This is a genomic window from Citrobacter sp. wls716 (assembly GCF_005280975.1).
Lineage (GTDB): Bacteria > Pseudomonadota > Gammaproteobacteria > Enterobacterales > Enterobacteriaceae > Citrobacter > Citrobacter youngae.
Genome location: NZ_SZWX01000049.1, coordinates 1 through 25,374, shown reverse-complemented (window position 1 = coordinate 25,374; position 25,374 = coordinate 1). Strand labels below are relative to the sequence as shown.

General features: G+C 50.7%; 24 protein-coding genes and 2 tRNA genes. 15 read left to right on the top strand and 11 right to left on the bottom strand.

What is annotated here, in order from left to right; genetic code table 11:
* Nucleotides 1-225 precede the first annotated feature (225 nt).
* A complete protein-coding gene (locus FDX24_RS16435; RefSeq protein WP_061068808.1) occupies nucleotides 226-1,119 on the top strand; it encodes a PocR ligand-binding domain-containing protein in 894 nt (297 codons plus the stop codon).
* On the opposite strand, the gene cobA is transcribed toward FDX24_RS16435, so the two are convergent.
* The gene (gene cobA / locus FDX24_RS16430) at nucleotides 1,098-1,886 is read right to left on the bottom strand and encodes a uroporphyrinogen-III C-methyltransferase (RefSeq protein ID WP_048212251.1); all 789 of its coding nucleotides are present in this window, start codon (nucleotides 1,884-1,886) and stop codon (nucleotides 1,098-1,100) included. The genes FDX24_RS16435 and cobA overlap by 22 nt on opposite strands.
* A gap of 404 nt (nucleotides 1,887-2,290) precedes the next feature.
* Between cobA and FDX24_RS16425 the strand changes: the two genes are divergently transcribed.
* Nucleotides 2,291-3,193 (top strand): LysR family transcriptional regulator, encoded by a 903-nt coding sequence (locus tag FDX24_RS16425; RefSeq protein WP_048212250.1) that lies wholly within the window; start codon nucleotides 2,291-2,293, stop codon nucleotides 3,191-3,193.
* A 119-nt stretch (nucleotides 3,194-3,312) separates the two neighbouring features.
* On the opposite strand, the gene cobO is transcribed toward FDX24_RS16425, so the two are convergent.
* The 10 genes from cobO to glmS form a co-directional block, all read right to left on the bottom strand.
* A complete protein-coding gene (gene cobO / locus FDX24_RS16420; protein ID WP_048212249.1) occupies nucleotides 3,313-3,915 on the bottom strand; it encodes a cob(I)yrinic acid a,c-diamide adenosyltransferase in 603 nt (200 codons plus the stop codon).
* Nucleotides 3,916-3,924: 9 nt separating this feature from the next.
* The gene (locus FDX24_RS16415) at nucleotides 3,925-5,577 is read right to left on the bottom strand and encodes a class I fumarate hydratase (RefSeq protein WP_137364630.1); all 1,653 of its coding nucleotides are present in this window, start codon (nucleotides 5,575-5,577) and stop codon (nucleotides 3,925-3,927) included.
* Between the two features lie 60 nt (nucleotides 5,578-5,637).
* Nucleotides 5,638-6,639: a glutaminase A gene (glsA, locus tag FDX24_RS16410; RefSeq protein ID WP_048212247.1), complete on the bottom strand. Its 1,002-nt coding sequence runs from the start codon at nucleotides 6,637-6,639 to the stop codon at nucleotides 5,638-5,640.
* Between the two features lie 124 nt (nucleotides 6,640-6,763).
* Entirely contained in the window at nucleotides 6,764-8,068 is a 1,305-nt protein-coding gene (locus FDX24_RS16405; protein WP_048212246.1) for a dicarboxylate/amino acid:cation symporter, read from the bottom strand.
* A gap of 168 nt (nucleotides 8,069-8,236) precedes the next feature.
* Nucleotides 8,237-8,554 carry a DUF4387 domain-containing protein gene (locus tag FDX24_RS16400; protein ID WP_005122536.1) on the bottom strand — a complete coding sequence of 106 codons (318 nt, stop codon included), beginning with the start codon at nucleotides 8,552-8,554 and terminating at the stop codon, nucleotides 8,237-8,239.
* Nucleotides 8,551-9,921 carry an acyclic terpene utilization AtuA family protein gene (locus FDX24_RS16395; RefSeq protein ID WP_003022951.1) on the bottom strand — a complete coding sequence of 457 codons (1,371 nt, stop codon included), beginning with the start codon at nucleotides 9,919-9,921 and terminating at the stop codon, nucleotides 8,551-8,553. The genes FDX24_RS16400 and FDX24_RS16395 overlap by 4 nt, the downstream gene beginning before the upstream one ends.
* A gap of 3 nt (nucleotides 9,922-9,924) precedes the next feature.
* Nucleotides 9,925-11,166, bottom strand: coding sequence for a methylaspartate ammonia-lyase (locus FDX24_RS16390; protein ID WP_005122534.1), 1,242 nt, complete (start codon nucleotides 11,164-11,166; stop codon nucleotides 9,925-9,927).
* Nucleotides 11,166-12,611, bottom strand: coding sequence for a methylaspartate mutase subunit E (locus FDX24_RS16385; protein ID WP_048212243.1), 1,446 nt, complete (start codon nucleotides 12,609-12,611; stop codon nucleotides 11,166-11,168). The genes FDX24_RS16390 and FDX24_RS16385 overlap by 1 nt, the downstream gene beginning before the upstream one ends.
* Before the next feature lie 12 nt (nucleotides 12,612-12,623).
* Nucleotides 12,624-14,018, bottom strand: a complete 1,395-nt coding sequence (gene glmL, locus FDX24_RS16380; RefSeq protein WP_061067545.1) for a methylaspartate mutase accessory protein GlmL — start codon at nucleotides 14,016-14,018, stop codon at nucleotides 12,624-12,626.
* Nucleotides 14,018-14,467, bottom strand: coding sequence for a methylaspartate mutase subunit S (glmS, locus tag FDX24_RS16375; protein ID WP_003022963.1), 450 nt, complete (start codon nucleotides 14,465-14,467; stop codon nucleotides 14,018-14,020). Before glmS ends, glmL begins: the two co-directional genes overlap by 1 nt.
* Before the next feature lie 1,219 nt (nucleotides 14,468-15,686).
* Between glmS and cydA the strand changes: the two genes are divergently transcribed.
* From cydA to FDX24_RS16310, 13 genes are all read left to right on the top strand, one after another.
* Entirely contained in the window at nucleotides 15,687-17,255 is a 1,569-nt protein-coding gene (gene cydA, locus FDX24_RS16370) for a cytochrome ubiquinol oxidase subunit I (RefSeq protein ID WP_005125442.1), read from the top strand.
* A 15-nt stretch (nucleotides 17,256-17,270) separates the two neighbouring features.
* The gene (gene cydB, locus FDX24_RS16365; protein WP_005125441.1) at nucleotides 17,271-18,410 is read left to right on the top strand and encodes a cytochrome d ubiquinol oxidase subunit II; all 1,140 of its coding nucleotides are present in this window, start codon (nucleotides 17,271-17,273) and stop codon (nucleotides 18,408-18,410) included.
* 14 nt (nucleotides 18,411-18,424) lie between these two features.
* Nucleotides 18,425-18,538, top strand: coding sequence for a cytochrome bd-I oxidase subunit CydX (cydX, locus tag FDX24_RS16360; protein ID WP_003022970.1), 114 nt, complete (start codon nucleotides 18,425-18,427; stop codon nucleotides 18,536-18,538).
* A complete protein-coding gene (gene ybgE, locus FDX24_RS16355) occupies nucleotides 18,538-18,831 on the top strand; it encodes a cyd operon protein YbgE (RefSeq protein ID WP_115600759.1) in 294 nt (97 codons plus the stop codon). The genes cydX and ybgE overlap by 1 nt, the downstream gene beginning before the upstream one ends.
* Nucleotides 18,832-19,104: 273 nt before the next feature.
* Nucleotides 19,105-19,509, top strand: coding sequence for a tol-pal system-associated acyl-CoA thioesterase (gene ybgC, locus FDX24_RS16350; protein WP_005125439.1), 405 nt, complete (start codon nucleotides 19,105-19,107; stop codon nucleotides 19,507-19,509).
* Nucleotides 19,506-20,198 (top strand): Tol-Pal system protein TolQ, encoded by a 693-nt coding sequence (tolQ, locus tag FDX24_RS16345; protein WP_003022976.1) that lies wholly within the window; start codon nucleotides 19,506-19,508, stop codon nucleotides 20,196-20,198. The genes ybgC and tolQ overlap by 4 nt, the downstream gene beginning before the upstream one ends.
* Nucleotides 20,199-20,201: 3 nt before the next feature.
* Entirely contained in the window at nucleotides 20,202-20,630 is a 429-nt protein-coding gene (gene tolR, locus FDX24_RS16340) for a colicin uptake protein TolR (protein ID WP_137364629.1), read from the top strand.
* 64 nt (nucleotides 20,631-20,694) lie between these two features.
* The gene (gene tolA / locus FDX24_RS16335) at nucleotides 20,695-21,951 is read left to right on the top strand and encodes a cell envelope integrity protein TolA (RefSeq protein ID WP_003022980.1); all 1,257 of its coding nucleotides are present in this window, start codon (nucleotides 20,695-20,697) and stop codon (nucleotides 21,949-21,951) included.
* A gap of 128 nt (nucleotides 21,952-22,079) precedes the next feature.
* Nucleotides 22,080-23,372 (top strand): Tol-Pal system beta propeller repeat protein TolB, encoded by a 1,293-nt coding sequence (gene tolB, locus FDX24_RS16330; RefSeq protein ID WP_038638949.1) that lies wholly within the window; start codon nucleotides 22,080-22,082, stop codon nucleotides 23,370-23,372.
* 34 nt (nucleotides 23,373-23,406) lie between these two features.
* Complete coding sequence (gene pal / locus FDX24_RS16325; protein WP_003022983.1) at nucleotides 23,407-23,925, top strand: peptidoglycan-associated lipoprotein Pal; 519 nt, start codon at nucleotides 23,407-23,409, stop codon at nucleotides 23,923-23,925.
* A 9-nt stretch (nucleotides 23,926-23,934) separates the two neighbouring features.
* Nucleotides 23,935-24,723 (top strand): cell division protein CpoB, encoded by a 789-nt coding sequence (cpoB, locus tag FDX24_RS16320; RefSeq protein WP_048212240.1) that lies wholly within the window; start codon nucleotides 23,935-23,937, stop codon nucleotides 24,721-24,723.
* Between the two features lie 164 nt (nucleotides 24,724-24,887).
* A tRNA-Lys gene (locus FDX24_RS16315) sits at nucleotides 24,888-24,963 on the top strand.
* A 242-nt stretch (nucleotides 24,964-25,205) separates the two neighbouring features.
* Nucleotides 25,206-25,281: transfer RNA gene (locus FDX24_RS16310), tRNA-Lys, on the top strand.
* The last annotated feature ends 93 nt before the right edge of the window (nucleotides 25,282-25,374 follow it).

Below are 25,374 nucleotides of genomic sequence, written 5' to 3'. Positions count from 1 at the left end.
CCATAAAAATACAGCCCTGACTTTCTGCATGGTCAAGGGCTGGTCTAATTTCGACATGGTTGGCCATCTGATGATGGCCTTTTTTATTTTCTGTCATCCCGCATCATGCAATTTGATCACAATCATCTTCACAAATGAGATTATTTTTTGCGGCGAGCATCATTCTTTCTTTTGCCTGGATTTTGCATATTACCGCCTTTAGTCATATTAAGGTTGGAGGATGGCGTGTCGCTGAAAATTCAGGATGATTACTTACCATGTTTTTTCTCTATAGCAGAAGTATTCTCCAATGCGACGGGGTTAGCAACGGTAGTCGTTGATGTTACAGGCAGAGCTCTCTCTGATTGCCATAATTTTAATTCATTCTGTAAGCTGATGAGAGCGAATAAACGCTACAGTGTTGGTTGCCAAACGTGCGATAAACAGTGTGTTTTTGAGGCACTGAAACAGTGTAAGCCCAGAATATTCTGCTGCCATGCAGGGCTAAGTCTGTTCTCCATACCATTAATTTATGAGGAGAATCTGCATGGTTTTATTATCTGTGGTCAGGTTCGGGCTAAGTACCAGGAATATAAAACCATCATTGTTGAAGATGAATCACGATGGATGTGTGATCCTCAAATAAAAGCCGAGTGGGATCAGCTTGTTGCGGTTGATAATAATACGTTGGTGGCATCGGCTAATTTATTGCATTTTATTGTTAACAATTTTGAGGTGCAAAAAAAACAATCTGAAGTGGTATTCGATAAACCGACAAGTAACGTCCGGCACTATTTAACGGAGCTTTCTCGTCATGAGAAAAAACTACTGGCGGCACTGCGTTATATTGATGATAACCTGTATAGTGACTTATCTCTGGAGTCTGTGGCGGCACATGTCTGTTTAAGTGCAAATTATTTCAGCCGATTTTTTAAGAAGCGCCAGGGCGTTAACTTTAAAACCTGGGTGAGTCAGAAAAAAATGCAAAAGGCGGGGGAGTTATTACACGATCCGGTTCATTCAATAGACAGTATCGCCCGGAAACTTCAGTACGCACAAACCAGCTATTTTTGTCGCGTTTTCCGGGCGGCGCATCAAACATCACCCCAGTCTTTTCGTCACGCCAGACTCTCGCAGTAAAGATGTTCAGGGAGGTCTATAGCGGCAGGAATAAAAGACAGACGATCGCTCAGCGTGACGACATCGCCAATGACGATCAGTGCAGGCGGCGTAATGTTGGCTTCCTGCGCATTGCTCAGTAACGAGCCGAGGGTACAGGTCAGCCGGCGCTGATTCTCCCGGGTCGCGGACATGATGATGGCCGCGGGCGTCTCCGCCGGTTTCCCACCCATCAACAGTTCTTCACAAATAAACGCCAGATTCGCAATACCCATGACGATAACCAACGTACCGTTAAGTTTCGCCAGCTGGCGCCAGTCCTGCTGCTGGTTGCCTTCGCGTGTATGACCGGTCACCACGTGAAAACCAGAGGCGTAATCGCGATGTGTTACCGGGATCCCGGCACAGGTTAATCCCCCAATGGTTGAACTGATACCGGGGACGACTTCAAAAGGGATCCCCGGCTCAATAAGCCCTTCAACTTCTTCGGCCCCACGACCAAATACGTAGGGATCGCCCCCTTTTAAGCGCACGATATTGTGATGCGTCTGGGCATACTGAACGAGAAGCGCGTTGATTTCATCCTGTGGCACACAATGAAATCCCGGATTCTTACCGACATTGATAAGCTCACAGTCAGCGGATGCCCATTCCAGAATCTTAGGATTGACCAACCTGTCGTAAATAATGACATCTGCTTGTTTAATGCACATCACTGCTTTGAGGGTGAGTAATGAAATATCACCGGGACCTGCGCCAACGAGCCAGACCTTTCCGAAAGTTTTCACATTGTGTCCTTTATCACGTCTAACAAAAAAAGGCAGAACCACTCCGGAGAATGATTAAAAGCAGTCGTTTGCCTGTAAGTTATAACGCTGAATTTTCCTAAATTATCACAAGGATAATATTGATTAATCTCGCAAAGTTTTTTCCACAATAAACAAGATGACTTGAAAAATTATTAAGAACTTATTGGCGCTATGTGTCTGAATTTAACCTTAATTAAATTGTGTTTATTGTTGTGCTTGAGTATTATTGGTTAATATTTATCCGCCATCAGTATGAACAAATCATGGATTGGATCAATGACATCAATGCCTGAAATAAAATATAACACTCGATGTTTATTCGGGTGATATGAATTATTTTTTATAAATTAAACTATTTTTGTACGCTGCATATGGAAGAGGTTATGAGAGGAAAAATACCCAAAACGGAGTTGCTGGTAACTTTTGAAGTGGTTGCGCGTCACGAAAGTTATACCCGGGCAGCTGAAGAGCTGGCTTTAACACAAAGTGCTGTTTTCCGCCAGGTGAATGCGCTAGAGGATTTTCTTAATACAGCGCTATTTAATCATGCCAAAAAGCGCATTTTTTTAAATGCGGCAGGCAAACACTATTTAACTATTGTTAAAGAAACACTGAACAAGCTTGAACGAGATACGACGACGATCATGACATGGCAGCCGACCGTACAAGTGATCGAACTGGCGGTTAACCCGACGTTCAGTACGCACTGGCTGATCCCAAACCTGCGTGAGTTCAATAAACTCAATCCTGATATTATCGTTAATATACATTCTCTGGCGAATATTGGTGATTTTCTTAACCGGGAATATGACGCAGCGATCATGCGGGAAGATTTTTACTCGCCGTGGTCGGGGGTCGAGTACCTGTTCGAAGAGGAAATTCTGCCAGTGTGCAGCCGTTGCTTGCTTGCTGAACCGGACCGGAAGCTGTCCGTCGATGAACTGCTGAACGAATACCCGCTGTTGCATCAAAGTACCCGCATCAAAGGCTGGCAGGAATGGTTTGCGCTGTCCGATGTCAGCAGTCCGCTGGTGAATAAAGGTCCGCGATTTGATCTGTTGTCGATGCTGATTGCGGCGGTACGTTCCAATCTTGGCGTCGCATTGCTCCCCCGTTTTGCCATTCAGCACGATCTGGATAGTGGGGATATGGTGATTCCTTGCGATGTTCCAATGCGTACCGGGAATCGATTTATCATGACGTGGCGGGAGGAGAAATCAGAGTCCCTTCATTTGGAGATCTTCCGCAACTGGTTGCTAAATAAATCCGTGATGTCGGCTGCCTGATGGCGGCTTGCGCCTTATCAGGCCTACAGGTTTCGGTGTTCACCATAGGCCCGATAAGCGTATCGGTTTTGGGTAAATCGCCGGATGCGGCGTAAACGCCTTACCCGGCAAAAGAGCGATTACCAGTCGATCCCTGGCTGTGCCTGAATGCCGCTATCAAAAGCGTGTTTAACCGGGCGAAGCTCGCTGACCGTATCGGCAAGTTCAAGTAACAGCGCATGGCAACCGCGCCCAGTGACGATCACGCTCTGGTCGGCAGGGCGATTTTCGATGGCGCTGATTACCTCCTGCGTATCCAGATAGTGATAAGCCAACATATAGGTGAGTTCGTCCAGTACGACCAGATCGTAATGCGCATCAGCCAGCATGCGCTTACTTTCCTGCCACACAGCGGTGGCCGCCTCGATATCGGCTTCCCGGTTCTGGGTTTCCCAGGTAAAACCGGTACCCATAATATGAAACTCCACGCCGAGAGGGTGCAGTGTGTTGTACTCGCCATTATCCCACTGGCCTTTAATAAACTGCGCGACGCCAACGGTTTTTCCGTGACCAACCGCGCGTGTCGCCGTGCCGAAGGCTGCGGTAGATTTTCCTTTACCATTGCCGGTGAAGACAATCAGAATCCCTTTCTTCTCCGTTGCCGCCGCCACGCGGGTATCAACCTGCGCTTTCAGCTTCTGCTGACGCTGGCGATGTCGGTCATTGTTGGCTCGCGCTTCCATGATAGCTCCTTAATGTCCTGCCGGGCAGGTTGCGCCGCGATGCTGCTGCTCAAACTGACTGAAGAAGTTATTGCCTTTGTCATCTACTAATACGAACGCAGGCATATTTTTAACTTCCATCATCCACACCGCTTCCATGCCCAGTTCGGGATACTCAAGGCACTGCAGGCTCTTCACATACTGCTGGGCCAGCAGAGCCGCTGCGCCGCCAATGCTGCCGAGGCTAAATCCACCGTGTTTGTGACAGGCATCAGTGACCTGCTGACTGCGGTTACCCTTGGTGAGCATAATGAGACTTCCGCCTTGTGCCTGGAAAGCATCGACATACCCATCCATGCGTCCGCCGGTTGTCGGCCCCATGGAACCGCAGGCCTGGTTTTCGGGGGTTTTGGCGGGGCCGGCGTAATAAACGATATGTTTTTTCATGTATTCCGGCATCGGTTCGCCGTTATCCAGGCGCGCTTTGATGTTTGCGTGGGCGATATCTCGGGCAACAACAATTGGGCCGCTTAACGACAAACGAGTCCCGATGGGCAGGGCGGAAAGGTCATGCAGGATTTCGCGTAACGGACGGTTCAGATCCAGTTGAACTGTCTGGGCGCCATTTTCCACCCGCTGTGAATCAGGGATAAATTTGCCCGGGTTATGCTCGAGTTTCTCCAGCCAGATACCGTGTTTGTTAATTTTGGCTTTGATGTTGCGGTCGGCAGAACAGGAGAGGGCCATGGCGATAGGGCAGGAGCCGCCGTGGCGCGGTAAGCGAATTACGCGAATATCGTGGGCAAAGTATTTGCCGCCAAACTGCGCGCCGATGCCAAACTCGCGGCTGGCATTGAGCAGTTCGGCTTCCAGTGCTGTATCGCGGAACGCCTGACCCAGCTCGTTCCCGCTGGTGGGCAGGTTATCGTAATATTTGGTTGATGCCAGTTTGGCTGTCTTCAGCGCCTGATCGGCGGACAAGCCCCCAACCACGAAAGCGATGTGGTACGGCGGGCAAGCGGCGGTACCCAGCGATTTCATTTTTTCGATCAGGAAGGCTGTGAGCTTTTCCGGCTGCAGAATGGATTTGGTTTCCTGGAATAGCGCCGCCTTATTGGCAGAACCACCGCCTTTGTTGACGAACAGGAATTTATACTCATTACCCGGCGTGGCGCTGATGTCGATTTGCGCTGGCAGGTTAGTCTGGGTATTGACCTCGGTATACATGTCCAGCGGGGCATTTTGCGAGTAACGCAGATTGTTTTCGGTGAAGGTGGTATATACGCCTTTGCTCAAGGCTTCGGCGTCATCGCCGCCTGTCCAGACATGTTGTCCTTTGCAGGCCACAATGGTTGCCGTCCCGGTGTCCTGACAGTTAGGCAGGACGCCTTTGGCCGAAACCTCAGCGTTGCGCAGCAGTTGTAATGCGACGTACTTATCGTTACCGCTGGCCTGCGGGTCGTGCAAAATGCTGGCTATCTGTTTCAAATGTCCGGCGCGCAGAAAAAATGAAGCCTCATAAAATGCCTGCTGTGCTAATAAGGTTAACGCTTCAGGCGCTACCTTAATCACTTCCTCTCCGTCTAACTCCGTTACCGTTACGTGCTGGTTACTCAGTAATTCATACTCGGTATTATCTTTACTCTGAACAAAGAGTTCCTGCCAGACAAATGGTTTAGACATGTTTACTTCTCACCTCTTCGTATTGTTTGCCGGATAAGCAATGTGCCATCCGGCGTAAAGTTATTTGGCTAAAAAGACGTTGGCTTTTGTCGCTTCGGCGACATATTCGATAGTTTTCTGGGCACGAACGCTGTTTCCGGCTTCATCAAGCGGCGGAGAATAGACCGCAATCGCATATTCGCCTGGGACGACGGCAACCATGCCGCCGCCGACGCCGCTTTTCGCCGGAATGCCAACGGTGTACAGCCATTTACCGCTGCCGTCGTACAGTCCGGCAATCGCCATTTCCGCCAGCACCTGCGGAACATATTTTTCATTCAGCAACTGCTTGCCGTTGAAGGGCGATTTCCCTTTGTTCGCCAGTACGGCACCCATTTTGGCCAGTTGCTCAACGGTGATATCCACCGAGCACTGACGGGTATAAATTTCGACGGCGTCGTCGGTGTTGCCATAGAAGCTGTTATAGGATTCCATCAGCTTCGCCAGCGCCTGATTGTGCTGGTTGGTCTCCATCTCAGATTTGTAAACCGGCTCATTAACCGTGAGCGTGGCATCGGCCCAGACGTTCAGGTTGTCGAGGATTTTGTTCCAGCGATCGGTTTTGTCTTTGGCTTCAATCAGACTAACGGTGCTCATGGCTCCGGCGTTTACCAGCGGGTTTTCCGGCGCGCCTTTGGTCAGTTCAACCGCTAAACCGGAATTAAATGGCATGCCAGTGGCATTGGCCCCGAGTTTATCCAGCACTACCTGAGGACCGTGCTGTTCCATGGCGAGCGCCATGGTGAAGACTTTACTCAGGGATTCCATGGGAAAGGGTTTGTTAACATCGCCAACCTGGTAGATTTTTCCGTCCACCGTAGCAATAGTGATGGCAAAATTATTTGGGCTGTAGCTCGCCAGGGCAGGGATGTAGTCGGCGACTTTTCCATCATTGTTACTTTTGTACTTTTGATGCGCCTGTTCTATCAGTCTGGCGTAGTCCGGCGCGGTTTGCGCGAATGAGGTAGCGCTAAACAAGACGCTGAAAGAAAAGAGACTCACGCCGAGCAGAGTTTTAGTCATGGTGCTTTCCTGTTGGGGGACTTATCATGCGCCGGATGGCGGCGTACCGCCTGATCCGGCCTACGGATAATTAAACGTTATGTAGGCCGGATAAGCGCAAGCGCCATCCGGCAATAACGAGGTATCAGGACAACGCGACTTCTGTTTCGGTGACCGGGCGGTCTTGCTCCGGTGTTTTGACTGGCGCTGTTCCGCGGCAGCCTGAACCAAAGTGTTCACCTTCCCAGCGACCTACAATGGCAGCGCCCATGGCATTACTCATGACGTTGGTGGCGGAACGACCCATATCGAGGAACGGATCGACGCCCATCAGCAGGATCAAACCGGCTTCCGGAATGTTGAACTGGTTCAGGGTCGCGGCGATAACAACCATCGAGGCACGCGGTACACCCGCCATCCCTTTAGAGGTCAGCATCAGAATTAACAGCATGGTAATTTGCTCGCCCATGCTCAACTCAATGTTGCACGCCTGGGCAATAAAGACGGTGGCAAAGGAGCAATAGGCCATGGAGCCTACGAGGTTAAAGGAGTAACCGATCGGCAGAACGAAGCTGGCAATTTTTGAGGAAACGCCGAATTTTTCCAGTTTATCCAGCGTGCCCGGGAAGGCTGCTTCAGAACTGGAGGTCGTAAAGGCCAGCAGTGCAGGCTCGAAGATTGATTTGGTCAAACGCGCGATGCAAGGCCCGACTATCATGGTTGACAGGCCAATCAGAATTGCCCACAGCATACCCAGCGTCAGGTAGAATTCACCCATGAAGATCCCGGCGCTGACCATCACACCCAGACCACGTTCGGCAATCAAACCTGAAATAGCGGCAAAAACAGTCAGTGGGGCAAACAGCATGACGTAGCCTGTCAGCTTCAGCATCACGTGTACCAGCGAATCCAGAACCTTAACGATAGGCTCGGCTTTTTCACCGATTGCGGCCAGGCTGCAACCGAGGAAAATGGAGAACACCACGATCTGCAGGATTTCGTTCCGCGCCATCGCGTCAACGATACTGGTTGGTACGGCATGTGAGATAAAGACTTTCAGCGTGAAGGGTTCAGACTTAACGGCGGCAACAGCGCCTGCGTCATGAGCAACAAAGTTGATGCCTGCGCCCGGCTGGAAGATATTAACGATAACCAGACCCAAGGCGATCGACAGCAGTGAGGCACAAATAAACAGGAAAAAGGTTTTAGAAAATATACGACCCAGCGTTTTGGCATCGCCCATCTTGGCAATACCGACAACCAGAGTTGAAATAACCAATGGCGCAATAATCATCTTCACCATACGTAGGAATATAGTGGTGAAAATGGAAATATCCTGTGCATATGATTTTGCTGTTTCAGCCGCGGCCATATTATTAATGGCCACCCCGGCAATCATGCCGAGTATCAGGCCTAATATGATCATCTTGGTTAAACTTATTTTCTTCATGTGTACTCCATCGGATAAAGGCTGGTAATTGGAATAATGTAGGGTGGCGTGTTCCTGAGCCTGGACAGCAGCTCAGGCGCACGCCTGTTGTGACCAACCGCATGAATATTCGAAGCACTGTGATACAGCTGAACTCTGTGCTCCAATGGCTGTTATTGTGTTTTTTTGTTACAGATCGAATTCAATACTTAATAATGGTGCGTGTTGCTGCGCGCCATAAACATCATTGTCACCGACATTGCCGGAAATAATATCGCGCGGCATGACAATTTTTACGGCATTTGCCGGATCGAACCACACAATATTGTGAATAAAGTCAGGTTCGACATTATATAACCCAGCAATAAGTTGCGGAGTTAATTGCTCTGAGCGTTTTACGCGCTGATAGTCTTCCCGGGTTTTAAACAAAATATCTAAAACCAGTTCGTACGGTCCGGCATTTTTTGAGCGAATGACCTGCGCCAGTGAACAAATTGACTGTTTCATGCCTGAACTCCTTCTGGCGTCACCTGCTCAATGTGGAAATCAAACCGCAGTGCATCGCTGGCTTCAATCAGGTGATAGATCGAGAACTCATACACCGGCCCACTCTGAATATCAGATGGCGAGAATGGGAAAGCGAGGTTGCCCGCCGTGGCAATACGATTTTCATAGCCGTAGTGCAACAGGGTAGAGCGCACCAGCGAGCAAACGCTGTTGGCGATATCCTGCGTCGGCGCAACGACGTCCAGTAAAATCCCCAGTTCATGACCCGCGGTTTTCATCGGCTCATGGTTGCCCATCACGCCGTTCTTCCCGTACAGGTGGAACGTCATGCGGATGCTGTCGTCATTCAGGGAGAGGTTACGTGCTACGCTTGCCTGTACCTCTTCGAGAATGGTGTCAATTCCGGCAATCATAATCGGGTCGCGCGTTCCGGCGATGGTCAGGCAGCGGAAGCCAACCTGACGCGCGCCTTCCAGTTTCAACGCATACGGTGTTTCTTCATGACGTGAACCGCTGACATACACTTCGCCCTCGTTAACCTGGGTAAAGGTGCATGCTTTCAGGTTCAGCACACCGCCCGGTCCCGGCAGGAAGTACGGATCGGACTTCTCATACAGGGTGTGCGCCGCAGCAGACGTTTCAGTGAACTTACGCTTGGGATTGAACGCCTTCAGCGTAAAGCCGTTGTCGTCGATAATGCCCATCGCACAATCGGAGCCGGAGCCGGGGGTTGCTGCAATGGCAGCACACTCAAGGATCTTACCGCAGTGCAGCGCCAGACCTTCATCAAAGCCTTGCATAATCGGCAGCGCCGCGAAGCAGGCTGGATCGTAAGCGCGTCCGCCCAGAACAACCTGTGCCCCCGCTTTCAGCGCACGCTGGAAAGGTTCGACACCCATCTGCGCGACGATGTAGGTACTCTCTTCAATCGCCTCGTGAGTCAGTTCAGGCACAAAATCGAGCGCGGTGATTTTGCCGTTATCCAGCGCCTGATGAACGATTTCTTTGTCGACATCAGACGGGATCAGCGCCATTGAGAAGGACAGTTTTTCTTCCTGGGCAATCTCATGGATTATCTGGCGACACCACTCCAGATGCGGAGCGGCACCAGAACCACCGGCGGTACCGATCACGACCGGGATGTTGTTCTTAACGCCCGCCACGATCATATAGCGCAGATCGCGTTTTACCCCGGCCCTGTCGGTAAAGGGTTTACCTGCCCCCAGGTAGTGGGGGCCAGGATCGGAGGAACCTGCGTCAACAGCAATAAGATCCGGTGACTCTTCCATGGCTTTACGAAAACTTTCTTCCGGGAAGCCATAACCCAGGATAGCCGTCGGCGATAAGATCTTAAATGTGCGTGCCATCTCTTAATCCTTAGTTTGCAACAACGCGATGGTGCGATTCATCTCGTTAAACACGATGTTGAGACCTTCATCGAAACCCATACCCGGTTTAACCAGCATACGCATCGGACGCGCGGCAAGCGCCACGTGTACGCAGGTGCGGGCACTGATCTCGGTTTCGTTACAAGTACCGCCCTGATAAGCTTCCATGGCGTGTTTGTTGCAATACAGCACCGCATCAACGATGTTGTGAATACCGCCAAGATCAGGGGTTTTGATCTGTACCATGTGGCAGCTGCCCGCATCGGTAAAGTCCACGATATCCTGATAGGTGTTACACCATTCGTCGGCGACAATTTTCACGCCGGAACCCAGACGGGTCAGTTCTTTGGTGATGGCAGTCAACATGCGGATCTGATCCGGCTTGTTACCCGCATCTACTGGCCCTTCGATATACAGCGGCAGGCCCTGTGCTTCGGCTTCCAGGCTGGCGATGTATTCGGCGCAGCGCACGGGATCCATATCGAAGATCAAACCGATCGTGCCGTACACATCAATATGCAGCGTTGGGTGATAACGTTCGCTGGTGCGCAGGCTTAAAATGCGGTCGGACAACCAACGTACATACTCACGCAGTTTTTCGCCTTTAAAGCCCAGTTTCTCTTCCACGTTGTTGATCAGCGCATGCGGCAGGACGTCCACCCCTTTGAGGATCATTTTGTCAACGGCGATGTAGCGGTCGTCGCCGCTCTGACCAAATAATGGAATGGCTTCCGGCACGCACGGCAGTTGCCATTCATCGCAAACCACTTCAGTTTTCAGACGACCGGTAGCCAGCGCTGCCGCGTCGAGCAGCGCCTGAGACAGACCATAGCGGACGGCGGTATGCAGCAGATGACCGTCAATACGCAGTTGATCAAAGAAACGGGCGTTTGGCAGGAACGCATCAACGTCACGGCCTTCCAGCAGCGGTTTGATGTGATCGTTGAGGAACGGAATGAAATTTTCTGCCAGGAATAGCGGATCACGGCCACCTGCACCTGAATATTGCACCGCTGCGCAATCGCCCACCGCTACCGCGCCATTTTCCAGAATCAGTTGCACGGAAACGCATTCACCCGCCTGACGAACAGAGGTAAATCCAGGTGTTACCGGATCGCCGGTATAGATAAACCCGTCATGACCGGCGCCATTTTTGATGGCCTGCTGATCGTCAAAATAAAATGAGGAGTAGCCAGCGGTGAAAAGGGCCTTTTTGATTTTCATTATGGTCTTCCTATTAATTTACTGTGGGATACGGCGTTGATGTCATCAATGACCATCTGGAAAGAAGGCTTGCGGCCTTCAAAATGTGCGCGCTCTGCGACATAGTCGTGGTGCAGGGCGAGAATATCTTTCGGCAGCGGAACCGCACCGGCTTCGAGAATACGGATGGCGCCTGTGTTATCGCGCACCGGCAGAATTTTGCCCGCATTGCAGGCGGCAGGTGCGAACGGCACATCCAGTACGCCAGCTTCAAAGGCCAGCACTGTACCGCGCGCAATGTCGCCATTACCCAGTTCGAAGACTTTTTTCAGTACTGCGCGGACTTCACTCTTAATCAGTTCGACTTCCTGCTCGACGGCAGCGCATTGCGGGAATTTCTGGTCGCTGACCATGTTGAGCATCTGGCGTGACGCTTTCAGACCCTGGGCGTTGGCTGCAGCCGTTGGGATACCGAACGCTTCGTGCGGGCTTTTTGTAATGACTTTCGTGGCACCGGACATACCGGCAACCGCCGCACCCCAGGCGATAACGGAGAAGGCTTTCGCTTCATCTTCCGGGAATCCGCCCATCCACTGGTGGAAAACGGTACTCAGTTCGTAATCGTCGAAGCCGTGGTTATGGAAGTATTCGTGGGACAGTTCACGCAGCGCCTGAATGGCGGCGATATCCTGCGTCAGGCTACCGACCTGGCCGTAGCCGACGGTAATGGATTTCACGCCTTGTTCCAGCGCCAGCAGACCTTCAATAATCGCCACCGAGTGGGACATAAACGGCGGGATCAGGGTACCGGTCAGCGGGCCAAACGGCTCACGGTTGATGCGAATGCCGTTCTCTTCGTACAGACCCATCAGGCGATCGCAGTACTGCCAGTCGCGGATGGATTTTTCCAGGGTGACGCGTTTGGCGTAAGGGATGTTGTAGGAAATACCGCCACCTTCGTAGCTGGTAAAGCCACTGGCCATGGCGATTTCTGCCAGCAGGCGCGCATCCGGCGTACCGTGGCGAACCTGGATCGGTTTTTCCAGCGATTCAGTCATCCGGCGGCAGGCAGCAACCCCGTGATTGACGACTGGTAAACCATTCAGCTTGGAAGTACCTGCTTCGATGGATTTCTGGATCCCGACAGCGGCTTCTTCATAGCGGTTCAGACGGGTATAGGCATCGATGGTACTTGGCAGGAGGTCACATTCTTCCTGCAATGTTTTAAGCAGCTCAATATGTTCATCCATGAGTGCGACGCCTGCACGCGGCTGGCTCAGCGTTTTACCTTCTTGATCGGCCTTCAACAGCGCGAGGGAGAAGCGTTTTGAATCTGGAATTGATTGCTGGTACTTCACGCCATCTTCGAATTTCTCAACGTCTTTGCCGGTTTCCCAGGTTTGCAACACCTGGTGCCTTTCGGTCATGAATTCGTCATGGGTCAATTTTTTATTTCGAAGTTCCATTCGTAGCTGCCTTTAGTTTTGTAGGGTTAAACACTGAATGCTGGTGCGAGCAGCGGCTTGCGGGTACAGCCTGGCGACGTTTGCCAGTAGCGGGAGCAGGCCATTTGAATCGCGGTAATACTCAAACTGATTCGGTAACAGAATTCTTTTACCCTGGTCGTCCAGCTCCCGGTATTTAAGCCAGTTATGGATATCGAACTGGCTGGCGCGAGAGAGCCATCCCCCTGAACCGACGACTTTGCGTACGGTGGTGAGATCGCGACCCATCTGTAAATCCACGTTACCGACGCAGGTGCAAACCTGCTTCTTAGTGCCCGCGTGGCGCTCAGTGGCATAGCCCACGCACAAACCGGCTAACAAAGTGTCGAAATATTTCTCTTCCTCGTTGACCGGCAGGTAGTCCGGCTGCCCAACCAGATGGCGCAGGTAGCGATAAAACGCTTCCTCACGTTGTGGTTGTTGGGCGAAAACAACTTTCACCATATCCTGCGTGCTTTCTCCCACCACGACGGCGGAAACGCGCATGCCCAAATCACCTTCAACGGTACGTTTGACGAACGGTTCAGGGACACCATGCAGGACAGTATCGGGGGAGAGGGTATTCGCGCTGGCTGAATAGACATCCGTGGTGGCGCCACCCATATCAATCAGCATGAACTCCTTCCATGCGTTGTCGTAATCGCTAATGGCTTTGACTAACTCATAGACCGTCCATGGCGTCGGCATTGGCTCTTCGCCTGTTTCGCCAACAATGACGTCCAGACCTTTACCTTTGACAATGCGTGACAAGAACACATCGCAAATCGCCTGGCGCGCGGCAAACGGATTCGGGTGATCGAGATCCGGCAGAATGTTGTCTACCGTGGTCAGATCTTTGTGTCCCAGAATCGTTTGTATTTCGTCCTGAATGTCCCGGTTTCCGGCGTAGATAATGGCGCAATCAAGCTTTGAACCTGCCAGCGCGTGCGCATTCGCCAGGCCGTAGCTTTCTTCGCCGCCGTCTGTACCGCCGGTAAACAACAGAATATCTGGCGGTGCAGATTCCAGTTCCTGGATGTCATGACGGTTCAGTTTGTACGAATAATATTGCGCGATTTTCGCTCCTGCCGAATGGGCGGTAACTTTTGCCGATTCCAGCGTAATGGAAGGCACCAGCCCCATTGCTGCCACGGCGAGTCCACCTTTGGCCGAGGAGGAGTATTTCAACTGCACTTCACCACTTTTCAGTAACGGGCGAGCATCGGCAACGTTCAGCACCTGATTCAGGCTGGCAAAAAAACCGTCTGCCAGATGATGTGTGGTGGTTGGGGTCAGGACATGGTTTACCAGGGTTAATTCCTCACCTTCATGGGCGAAGAGGGCTGCCTTGGTCCATGTCGAGCCGATATCGACAGAAACTGTTTGCATCAGATGGCCTCTTCCAGGCAACGCTGCTCGAGGCCATTGTGTTGGTGAATATCATTAGTGATAAGCGCACAGACATCTTCCAGGTCGTGGCTCGGTGCGAAGACGCGGTTAAACCCCATCTCTTTAAATTTCACTTCGACATCGGCGAAGTCATGTTTTCCGACGACCAGGTTGCCGCCGACGTACAACAGGATGTCGCCGAGGCCACGTTCAATACAGCGCTCACGCAAGCCGAGGCAGTCAATGTCGCCGTGGCCGTAGATGGAAGACACCACGATGGCATCAGCGCCTGTTTCAATCGCGGCATCAATATATTCATCCTGGCTCACCATCACCCCGAGGTTGATTACGTGAAAATCATGAGCAGTAAAAACGCGATCCAGAACTTTATTGCCTACTGCATGGCAGTCAGCACCGATGACGCCAATAACAAGTGTAGATTTCTTCATGGGTAATCCTCTGTAGGGCTGATGGTCAATAAGTGAAAATTGTTTTCTAATATTTAGAGCATGGGTTTTGACAACCTTTTAATAGGGTTGGAGTTTCTGTGGAAGCGGAAAAGGAAGCAATTGATCTATTTTCAAAATATCCTGCGCAAAATGATTGTTATATTTTGTCTTCATAAAAATTCATTTAAATCAATGTGTTATAGATTAATTTCCATTGGTTATTTTATTTATTAGCGAATTACCTAATAAACCACTTGCCATGTTTGTGATCGAAATCTTATTTTGTGGCGCAGGCTTTGTCAGGGGTGTTTTTAATAATTTCGAAAATGGTATTCGCTAAATAACTTGTGAACGGCATAACGGTTTTTTATTTATTAATCTTATATGTCGTAAATTTTTTTTGTTAAATTTAAGATAAAAATGATAATGAATTGTTCGGAATATATATATTCTTTGGCATAGAAGCGATGTTGTGGTGGGAGTGATAACTTACAGTGATGATTTAAGCGAAACGGCGGGTCTCTGCAGGGAGATCGCCAAACCTCAGGGCGTCGGTCAATGCTTGCCGCTTCGCTTCCAGTTGAGATAGTTACATTGTGGTGTTAATTATAAGTAAAATTAAAATGAATGATTTGTATTAAATAATGATTACAGGACTTGCTAAACAAAAAACTGTGAGCTACCCAGCAATAGTGACTCTTTATCTGTCCATAATTTTGTCCCCCAGACTGGTTAAAAGATCGTGTAGATTTAAATAAATATCCTATCATTTGTAGTAACGGCAATTACTCATTGAAAAACATATCGTTAACATGGCGTTCACTAGTCACGCTAGCGATAAACACTATTAACATTTAAATTGAAAATTGATTTAAATCAATGTTTAAAACTTGGTAAACATCACCAAATGAGGTTAAATTGCTGCAGATCAAATTGGTCTGAAAGTGATAAATTAGCTATAAATTGATCACTATCGAAAAATGCAAATTTACCTCGATAAAAACCTGTTTATTGTAAGGATTTTACGGCGTAATATAATTGCGGGATCAATTTGAGTGTTTTATTAACATGTTTGTAACCTTTCATCATTGTCCTTTCTTCAAATGAGAAGAAAGAGCAGCGGGGGAAGGAAGCAAATAAATTTGTATTGGGGCATGCGTGTGACCCTTTCTAACGGGGTTCACTCTCGGAGTCTTCATGCGATGAGCAAGGAGTCATGATGTTAGATATAGTCGAACTGTCGCGCTTACAGTTTGCCTTGACCGCGATGTACCACTTCCTGTTTGTGCCACTGACGCTCGGTATGGCGTTCTTGTTGGCCATCATGGAAACGGTCTACGTCCTTTCCGGCAAACAGATTTATAAAGATATGACCAAGTTCTGGGGCAAGTTGTTTGGTATCAACTTCGCTCTGGGTGTGGCAACCGGTCTGACCATGGAGTTCCAGTTCGGGACTAACTGGTCTTACTATTCCCACTATGTAGGGGATATTTTCGGTGCGCCGCTGGCGATTGAAGGTTTGATGGCCTTCTTCCTCGAATCCACCTTTGTAGGTCTGTTCTTCTTCGGCTGGGACCGTTTGGGTAAAGTCCAGCATATGTGCGTCACCTGGCTGGTGGCCTTAGGTTCAAACCTGTCCGCACTGTGGATTCTGGTTGCGAACGGCTGGATGCAAAACCCAATCGCTGCGGATTTCAACTTTGAAACCATGCGTATGGAGATGCTGAGCTTCTCTGAACTGGTGCTCAACCCGGTAGCACAGGTGAAATTTGTTCACACTGTGGCTTCTGGTTATGTTTGTGGCGCGATGTTCGTTCTGGGTATCAGCTCCTACTATATGCTGCGCGGCCGTGACTTCGCGTTTGCTAAACGTTCTTTTGCTATCGCTGCCAGCTTTGGTATGGCTGCCATTCTGTCTGTTATCGTTCTGGGTGATGAATCCGGTTACGAAATGGGCGACGTGCAGAAAACCAAACTTGCTGCTATTGAAGCCGAGTGGGAAACCCAACCTGCACCGGCATCCTTTACGCTGTTCGGTATTCCGGACCAGGATGCGCAGGAAAACCATTTTGCGATTCAAATTCCTTATGCCCTGGGCATCATCGCTACCCGCTCCGTTGATACACCGGTCATTGGTCTGAAAGATCTGATGGTGCAGCACGAAGAGCGTATCCGTAACGGGATGAAAGCGTATCAACTGCTGGAAGAACTGCGTGCAGGTTCTACCGATCAGGCTGTTCGCGACCAGTTCAACAGCATGAAGAAAGATCTGGGCTATGGTCTGCTGCTGAAACGCTACACGGACAACGTCACCGACGCGACCGAAGCGCAAATTCAGCAAGCCACGAAAGACTCTATCCCTCGTGTTGCACCGCTGTACTTCGCATTCCGTATTATGGTGGCGTGCGGCATCCTGATGCTGGCTATCATTGCTGTGTCCTTCTGGACCGTGATTCGTAATCGTATCGGCGAGAAAAAATGGCTGCTGCGCACCGCGCTGTATGCGATTCCGCTGCCGTGGATTGCGATTGAATCCGGTTGGTTTGTCGCAGAGTACGGTCGTCAACCGTGGGCGATTGGTGAAGTGTTACCAACAGCCGTAGCGAACTCTTCGCTGACCGCTGGCGACCTCATCTTCTCGATGCTGTTGATTTGCGGCCTGTATACCCTGTTCCTGGTGGCTGAACTGTATCTGATGTTCAAGTTCGCACGCCTTGGGCCGAGTAGCCTGAAAACCGGTCGTTATCACTACGAGCAGTCCACTGTGACTTCTCAGCCGGCACGCTAAGACAGGAGTCGTCAAATGATCGATTATGAAGTATTGCGTTTTATCTGGTGGCTGCTGGTTGGCATTCTGCTGATTGGTTTTGCGGTCACTGATGGCTTCGACATGGGGGTGGGCATGCTCACCCGTTTCCTCGGTCGTAATGATACCGAGCGTCGAATTATGATTAACTCCATCGCCCCGCACTGGGACGGTAACCAGGTTTGGCTCATCACCGCGGGTGGCGCACTGTTCGCTGCCTGGCCGATGGTGTATGCCGCTGCGTTCTCCGGTTTCTATGTGGCGATGATCCTGGTACTGGCGTCTTTGTTCTTCCGTCCGGTCGGTTTTGATTACCGCTCCAAGATCGAAGACATGCGCTGGCGCAACATGTGGGACTGGGGCATCTTCATCGGTAGCTTCGTGCCGCCGCTGGTTATCGGTGTTGCGTTTGGCAACCTGCTGCAAGGTGTTCCGTTCCACATGGATGAGTACATGCGCTTGTACTACACCGGTAACTTCTTCCAGTTGCTGAATCCGTTTGGTCTGCTGGCAGGGGTTGTGAGCGTAGGGATGATCATCACTCAGGGCGCAACCTATCTGCAGATGCGTACCGTAGGCGAACTACATCTGCGTGCACGTACCACCTCACAGGTTGCGGCGCTGGTGACTCTGGTTTGCTTCGCACTGGCCGGCGTTTGGGTTATTTACGGTATTGATGGTTATGTTGTGACTTCCGCACTGGATCACCACGCCGCCTCTAACCCGATGACCAAAGAAGTGGCGCGTGAAGCGGGCGCATGGATGGTGAACTTTAACAATGCACCTATTCTGTGGCTGGTTCCGGCGTTGGGCGTGGTTCTGCCGCTGCTGACTATTCTGACTTCCCGTATGGAGAAAGGGGCCTGGGCGTTCATCTTCTCCTCACTGACGTTAGCCTGCATCATCCTGACTGCCGGTATCGCGATGTTCCCGTTTGTGATGCCATCCAGCACCATGATGAATGCGAGTCTGACCATGTGGGATGCAACGTCCAGTCAGCTGACGCTGAATCTGATGACGTATGTAGCTTGTGTGTTCGTACCGATCATTCTGCTGTACACCGGCTGGTGTTACTGGAAGATGTTTGGTCGCATCACTAAAGAAGATATTGAAAGCAACACCCACTCTCTGTACTAAGTAAGGAGCTTAAAATGTGGTATTTCGCATGGATTTTGGGAACGCTTCTTGCCTGTGCATTTGGGATAATCACAGCGCTGGCGCTTGAGCACGTTGAATCAGGCAAGGCCGGACAAGAAGACAGTTGATGATCAACATTATCGCGATGGTATACAACGCGATGGACAAGCGCCCCTTGCGGGCGCTTTCATTTGTGCTGGCAATCGTATTGGCCGGCTGCATATTCTGGGATCCGTCACGTTTCGCGGCCAAAACCAGTGAGCTTGAAATCTGGCATGGTTTTCTGCTGATGTGGGCGGTCTGCGCAGGCATCATTCACGGCGTTGGCTTTCGTCCTCGCGCCGTACACTGGCAGGGCATCTTCTGCCCGCTGATCGCAGATATCGTCCTCGTTGTTGGTCTGATTTTCTTCTTCTTTTGAATAAGAAACATCCTTAAATATTTATGGGCTTGCATAAGCCCATAATTTTTTACTCTCCGTTTACTTTCCCCCATTCCAAAGCACCATTCCCGCGCGTATAGTAGCGAAGTTTGAAAGCACTAACCTAATTGCATTACCGGGATGTAAAGTGAAGACAGCGCGATATACAACGACATTCTTGATGCATCGCGGCGGCAAGAACGCGAGTCACCAGGCGCTTACAACGTTAAGCGACCGGTGTGAGTGGGCGAAGCCAACAAAGAGGCAGTAAGAATGAATAAGTATATTTTTCGATGGCCGGTTCGTGTCTATTATGAAGACACCGATGCCGGTGGGGTGGTTTATCACGCCAGCTACGTCGCTTTTTATGAAAGAGCACGCACAGAGATGCTGCGTCATCATCACTTTAGTCAGCAGGTTCTGTTGGCCGAACGTGTAGCCTTTGTGGTGCGCAAGATGACCCTGGAGTATTTTGCGCCTGCCCGGCTTGACGATATGCTCGAAGTCCAAACCGAAATTACGTCAATGCGTGGCACCTCATTGGTTTTCACGCAACGCATTGTCAACGCAGAGAACGTCGTGCTGAATGAAGCCGAAGTTCTGATTGTTTGCGTTGATCCACTCAAAATGAAGCCTCGTGCGCTTCCCAAGTCTATTGTCGCGGAGTTTAAGCAGTGACTGACATGAATATCCTTGATTTGTTCCTGAAGGCAAGCCTTCTGGTTAAACTTATCATGTTGATTTTGATTGGTTTCTCAATCGCATCCTGGGCCATTATTATCCAGCGGACCCGTATTCTTAATGCTGCTTCACGTGAAGCCGAAGCGTTTGAAGACAAGTTCTGGTCCGGCATTGAATTGTCGCGCCTGTACCAGGAAAGCCAGGGGCGTCGTGATAATCTGGCGGGTTCAGAGCAAATTTTCTACAGCGGATTCAAAGAATTTGCGCGTCTGCATAGGGCGAATAGTCATGCGCCGGAAGCGGTCGTTGAGGGGGCATCCCGTGCGATGCGTATCTCGATGAACCGTGAACTGGAAACGCTGGAAACGCATATTCCATTCCTCGGCACTGTCGGCTCCATCAGCCCGTATATCGGTCTGTTCGGTACCGTTTGGGGGATCATGCACGCATTTATCGCGCTGGGCGCGGTAAAACAGGCGACGCTGCAAATGGTTGCACCGGGTATCGCGGAAGCGTTGATTGCAACGGCCATCGGTCTGTTTGCGGCAATTCCGGCGGTTATGGCTTACAACCGACTGAATCAGCGCGTGAACAAGCTGGAACTGAATTACGACAACTTTATGGAAGAGTTCACCGCGATTCTGCACCGCCAGGCGTTTACCGTTAGCGAGAGCAACAAGGGGTAAACCATGGCCAGAACGCGTGGACGAGGTCGTCGCGAACTTAAGTCTGAAATCAATATTGTACCGTTGCTTGACGTACTGCTGGTGCTGTTGCTGATCTTTATGGCAACCGCACCGATCATTACGCAGAGTGTGGAAGTCGACCTGCCGGATGCGACTGAATCGCAAGCCGTCAGCAGTAACGACGAGCCACCGGTCATTATTGAAGTTTCCGGTGTTGGGCAATACAGCGTGGTGGTTGAAAAAGACAGGATGGATCAGCTGCCGCCGGAGCAGGTTATCGCGGAAGCGAAGAGCCACCTGCAGACCAATCCGAAAACGGTATTTTTAATCGGTGGTGCGAAAGACGTGCCTTATGATGAAATAATTAAAGCGCTGAACTTGTTACACAGTGCAGGCGTTAAATCGGTTGGCTTGATGACGCAGCCAATCTGATGACTGCGTATTGCTGGCTTGAAAGATAGCGCGTAACAGGCGAACAGTTTTTTGGGAACCGAGAGTGTCAAAGGCAACCGAACAAAACGACAAGCTCAAAAGGGCGATAATTATTTCAGCGGTGCTGCATGTCATTTTATTTGCAGCGCTGATCTGGAGTTCGTTCGATGAGCACATTGATGCTTCAGCCGGCGGCGGTGGCGGTTCGTCCATCGACGCCGTTATGGTCGATCCTGGTGCTGTTGTTCAACAGTACGACAGGCAGCAGCAACAGCAGGCAAGTGCGAAACGTGCAGAAGAACAGCGTGAGAAACAGGCGCAGCAGCAGGCCGAGGAGCTTCGTGAGAAGCAGGCGGCAGAGCAAGAGCGTCTGAAACAGCTGGAGAAAGAACGTTTAGCGGCGCAGGAAAAAGTGCGCGAGCAGGCGGAACAGCAGAAACAGGCTGAAGCCGCTGCGGCGAAAGCACAGGAGCAACAAAAGCAGGCTGAAGAGGCTGCGGCGAAGGCTGCTGCAGATGCGAAAGCTAAAGCAGATGCTCAGGCGAAACAAGCGGCAGATGCCGCGAAGAAAGCCGCTGCTGATGCACAGAAGAAAGCTGAGGCGGAAGCTGCAAAAGCGGCTGCCGATGCTAAGAAGGTTGCCGAAGCACAAGCTGCTAAGGCAGCCGCGGACGCTGCGAAGAAAGCTCAAGCTGAAGCCGCTAAGCAAGCAGCAGCCGAGAAAGCTGCCGCTGAGAAAGCAGAAAAAGCCGCCGCCGCGAAAGCTGCCGCTGCTGAAAAGGCTGCCGCTGACAAGAAAGCTGCTGCTGAAAAAGCTGCAGCAGATAAAAAGGCTGCAGCCGAGAAAGCTGCTGCCGATAAGAAAGCTGCGGCAGATAAAGCCGCTGCTGCGAAAAAAGCCGCTGCCGAAAAAGCCGCTGCCGCTTCGGGTGTTGACGACTTATTAGGTGACTTAAGCTCCGGTAAGAATGCACCGAAATCGGGCGGTGGAGCGAAAGGAAACGGCCAACCGGCGAAAGATAGTGGTACAAGTGGTGCAAATGGCGGTGCATCTGGCGCTGATATCAGTGCTTACGCATCTCAAATTCGTAATGCGATTCAGAGTCGTCTGTATGGCGCCGATTTGTATGCGGGTAAATCCTGCGTATTACATATCAAGTTAGCGCCTGATGGTCTGCTACTGGATGTGACCGAAGAGGGCGGGGATCCGGCATTGTGCCAGGCTGCGCTGACGGCTGCGAAAACAGCCAGAATTCCTAAGCCGCCTAGCCAGGCTGTTTATGAAAAAGTAAAAGATGCCAAACTGGACTTTAAACTGTAATAACGACCCCTGAGGAATCGGGGGAAACAGTCTAAGGTTGAGACAGAGTTCTGGTAGTTTTGTGTATTTGAGTTTGTTAACATTCTGCTAAATTATCGTGGGCGTTCCGTCCAGATAAGGGAGATATGATGAAGCAGGCATTACGAGTAGCATTTGGTTTTCTGATGCTGTGGGCAGCAGTGCTGCATGCAGAAGTACGTATCGAGATCACCCAAGGGGTGGACTCGGCACGCCCGATTGGTGTTGTCCCGTTCCAGTGGGCAGGGCCGGGCGCCGCACCTGAAGATATCGGTGGTATCGTAGGTGCTGACCTGCGTAACAGCGGTAAATTTAACCCATTAGACCGTTCTCGCCTGCCGCAGCAGCCGGGGACTGCGGCTGAAGTTCAGCCTGCTGCATGGTCTGCCCTGGGTATTGATGCCGTAGTGGTTGGCCAGGTTACGCCAAACCCGGATGGTTCCTATAGCGTTGCATATCAACTGGTTGATACCGGTGGCGCACCAGGTACCGTACTGGCACAGAACACATATAAAGTGAACAAGCAGTGGCTGCGTTATGCGGGCCATACCGCAAGTGACGAAGTTTTTGAAAAACTGACCGGTATTAAGGGCGCATTCCGTACTCGTATCGCGTATGTTGTTCAGACGAACGGTGGTCAGTTCCCGTACGAATTACGTGTGTCTGACTACGATGGTTACAACCAGTTTGTCGTTCACCGCTCTCCGCAGCCGCTGATGTCTCCGGCGTGGTCTCCGGACGGTTCTAAACTGGCCTACGTTACCTTCGAAAGCGGTCGTTCAGCGCTGGTTATTCAGACGTTGTCCAACGGCGCAGTGCGTCAGGTTGCCTCGTTCCCGCGTCACAACGGTGCACCTGCGTTTTCTCCGGATGGCAGCAAACTGGCGTTTGCCCTGTCTAAAACCGGTAGCCTGAATCTGTATGTCATGGACATCGGTTCTGGTCAGATCCGTCAGGTCACTGATGGTCGTAGCAACAACACGGAACCTACCTGGTTCCCGGACAGCCAAAACCTGGCCTTTACGTCTGACCAGGCCGGTCGTCCGCAGGTGTATAAAGTTAACGTCAACGGCGGTGCTCCGCAGCGTATTACCTGGGAAGGTTCACAAAACCAGGATGCTGATGTCAGCAGCGACGGTAAGTTTATGGTAATGGTAAGCTCGGCTAATGGTCAGCAGCACATTGCCAAACAAGATCTGGTAGCGGGTGGCGTACAAGTTCTGTCGTCAACGTTCCTGGACGAAACGCCAAGTCTGGCACCTAACGGCACTATGGTAATCTACAGCTCTTCTCAGGGGATGGGATCCGTGCTGAATTTGGTTTCTACAGATGGGCGTTTCAAAGCGCGTCTTCCGGCAACTGATGGTCAGGTTAAATTCCCTGCCTGGTCGCCGTATCTGTGATAATAAATAATTGATTAATAAAGGAATCATTGAAATGCAACTGAACAAAGTGCTGAAAGGGCTGATGATTGCTCTGCCTGTTATGGCTATTGCAGCGTGTTCTTCTAACAAGAACGCCAGCAATGACGGCAGCGAAGGCATGCTGGGTGCCGGCACTGGTATGGATGCAAACGGTAGCGGCAACATGTCCTCCGAAGAGCAAGCGCGTCTGCAGATGCAACAGCTGCAGCAGAACAACATCGTTTATTTCGATCTGGATAAGTACGATATCCGTTCTGACTTCGCTGCAATGCTGGATGCGCACGCTAACTTCCTGCGTAGCAACCCGTCTTACAAAGTCACCGTAGAAGGTCATGCGGACGAACGTGGTACGCCTGAGTACAACATCTCCCTGGGTGAACGTCGTGCTAACGCCGTTAAGATGTACCTGCAGGGTAAAGGCGTTTCTGCTGACCAGATCTCCATCGTTTCTTACGGTAAAGAAAAACCTGCAGTACTGGGTCATGACGAAGCGGCTTACGCCAAAAACCGTCGCGCCGTACTGGTTTACTAAGAGAATTGCATGAGCAGTAACTTCAGACATCACCTGTTGAGTCTGTCGTTACTGGTTGGCATAGCGGCCCCCTGGGCCGCTTTTGCTCAGGCGCCAATCAGTAGTGTCGGCTCTGGCTCGGTCGAAGACCGCGTCACTCAACTCGAGCGTATTTCTAACGCTCACAGTCAGCTTTTAACCCAACTCCAGCAACAACTCTCCGATAATCAGTCCGATATTGATGCCCTGCGTGGTCAAATTCAGGAAAGTCAGTATCAGCTGAATCAGGTTGTTGAACGCCAAAAACAGATATTGCTGCAGATGAATAATCTTGGCAGCGGTAGCGCGCCTGCGGCGCAATCTGCGGCTGGCGATCAGAGTGGGGCGGCAACCCCGGCACCCGATGCGGGTGCTGCAGCTTCGTCAGGCGCACCGGCGCAAACTGGCGATGCGAATACTGATTACAATGCGGCAATCGCCCTGGTGCAGGATAAATCCCGTCAGGATGATGCGATCGTTGCATTTCAGAACTTCATCAAAAAGTACCCGGATTCTACTTACCTGCCCAATGCGAATTACTGGCTCGGTCAGTTGAATTACAACAAGGGTAAAAAAGATGATGCAGCGTTCTATTTTGCATCCGTAGTTAAAAACTTCCCGAAATCACCGAAGGCTGCAGACGCGATGTACAAAGTCGGCGTCATCATGCAGGACAAGGGTGACACAGCAAAAGCGAAAGCGGTTTATCAGCAGGTTATCACTAAATACCCTGGTACTGATGGCGCGAAACAAGCGCAAAAACGCCTTGGCGCGATGTAATGCACACCATGCGACCAGAAATCGTGTTATTTCTGGTCGCGTCGTGTGATTCCTAAGCAGTTGAGTAATTTACATCGAAATTTTTGTTGCGCTAAAATCTGAAATCAGTAATATATGCCGCCGTTGCCAAGGGATATCAAACAAACCAAAAGCAGCGCAAAAGTGGGTCGTTAGCTCAGTTGGTAGAGCAGTTGACTTTTAATCAATTGGTCGCAGGTTCGAATCCTGCACGACCCACCAATCGCTAAGGTGGAACGCGATTGTAAAACGTGAAGGATAACGTTGCGTAAGCAACGGCCCGTCCTTGGCGCGATGTAATGCACACCATGCGACCAGAAATCGTGTTATTTCTGGTCGCGTCGTGTGATTCCTAAGCAGTTGAGTAATTTACATCGAAATTTTTGTTGCGCTAAAATCTGAAATCAGTAATATATGCCGCCGTTGCCAAGGGATATCAAACAAACCAAAAGCAGCGCAAAAGTGGGTCGTTAGCTCAGTTGGTAGAGCAGTTGACTTTTAATCAATTGGTCGCAGGTTCGAATCCTGCACGCCCCACCAACTTTAACATCGTACTCAGGTGTTAAACGTGAAGGATAACGTTGCGTTAGCAACGGCCCGTCAGGGCGAGACGAAGTCGAGTCATCCTGCACG

Bases quoted from the DNA above. Each gene is read 5' to 3' on its own strand.
- glmS (WP_003022963.1), bottom strand. From the start codon at position 14,467: ATGAAGAAATCTACACTTGTTATTGGCGTCATCGGTGCTGACTGCCAT.
- cobO (WP_048212249.1), bottom strand. From the start codon at position 3,915: ATGGAAGCGCGAGCCAACAATGACCGACATCGCCAGCGTCAGCAGAAG.
- glsA (WP_048212247.1), bottom strand. From the start codon at position 6,639: ATGACTAAAACTCTGCTCGGCGTGAGTCTCTTTTCTTTCAGCGTCTTG.
- FDX24_RS16425 (WP_048212250.1), top strand. From the start codon at position 2,291: ATGAGAGGAAAAATACCCAAAACGGAGTTGCTGGTAACTTTTGAAGTG.
- FDX24_RS16395 (WP_003022951.1), bottom strand. From the start codon at position 9,921: ATGGCACGCACATTTAAGATCTTATCGCCGACGGCTATCCTGGGTTAT.
- cpoB (WP_048212240.1), top strand. From the start codon at position 23,935: ATGAGCAGTAACTTCAGACATCACCTGTTGAGTCTGTCGTTACTGGTT.
- FDX24_RS16405 (WP_048212246.1), bottom strand. From the start codon at position 8,068: ATGAAGAAAATAAGTTTAACCAAGATGATCATATTAGGCCTGATACTC.
- ybgC (WP_005125439.1), top strand. From the start codon at position 19,105: ATGAATAAGTATATTTTTCGATGGCCGGTTCGTGTCTATTATGAAGAC.
- tolB (WP_038638949.1), top strand. From the start codon at position 22,080: ATGAAGCAGGCATTACGAGTAGCATTTGGTTTTCTGATGCTGTGGGCA.
- cydA (WP_005125442.1), top strand. From the start codon at position 15,687: ATGTTAGATATAGTCGAACTGTCGCGCTTACAGTTTGCCTTGACCGCG.
- cydB (WP_005125441.1), top strand. From the start codon at position 17,271: ATGATCGATTATGAAGTATTGCGTTTTATCTGGTGGCTGCTGGTTGGC.
- pal (WP_003022983.1), top strand. From the start codon at position 23,407: ATGCAACTGAACAAAGTGCTGAAAGGGCTGATGATTGCTCTGCCTGTT.
- tolR (WP_137364629.1), top strand. From the start codon at position 20,202: ATGGCCAGAACGCGTGGACGAGGTCGTCGCGAACTTAAGTCTGAAATC.
- FDX24_RS16415 (WP_137364630.1), bottom strand. From the start codon at position 5,577: ATGTCTAAACCATTTGTCTGGCAGGAACTCTTTGTTCAGAGTAAAGAT.
- FDX24_RS16390 (WP_005122534.1), bottom strand. From the start codon at position 11,166: ATGAAAATCAAAAAGGCCCTTTTCACCGCTGGCTACTCCTCATTTTAT.
- FDX24_RS16400 (WP_005122536.1), bottom strand. From the start codon at position 8,554: ATGAAACAGTCAATTTGTTCACTGGCGCAGGTCATTCGCTCAAAAAAT.
- FDX24_RS16385 (WP_048212243.1), bottom strand. From the start codon at position 12,611: ATGGAACTTCGAAATAAAAAATTGACCCATGACGAATTCATGACCGAA.
- cydX (WP_003022970.1), top strand. From the start codon at position 18,425: ATGTGGTATTTCGCATGGATTTTGGGAACGCTTCTTGCCTGTGCATTT.
- glmL (WP_061067545.1), bottom strand. From the start codon at position 14,018: ATGCAAACAGTTTCTGTCGATATCGGCTCGACATGGACCAAGGCAGCC.
- ybgE (WP_115600759.1), top strand. From the start codon at position 18,538: ATGATCAACATTATCGCGATGGTATACAACGCGATGGACAAGCGCCCC.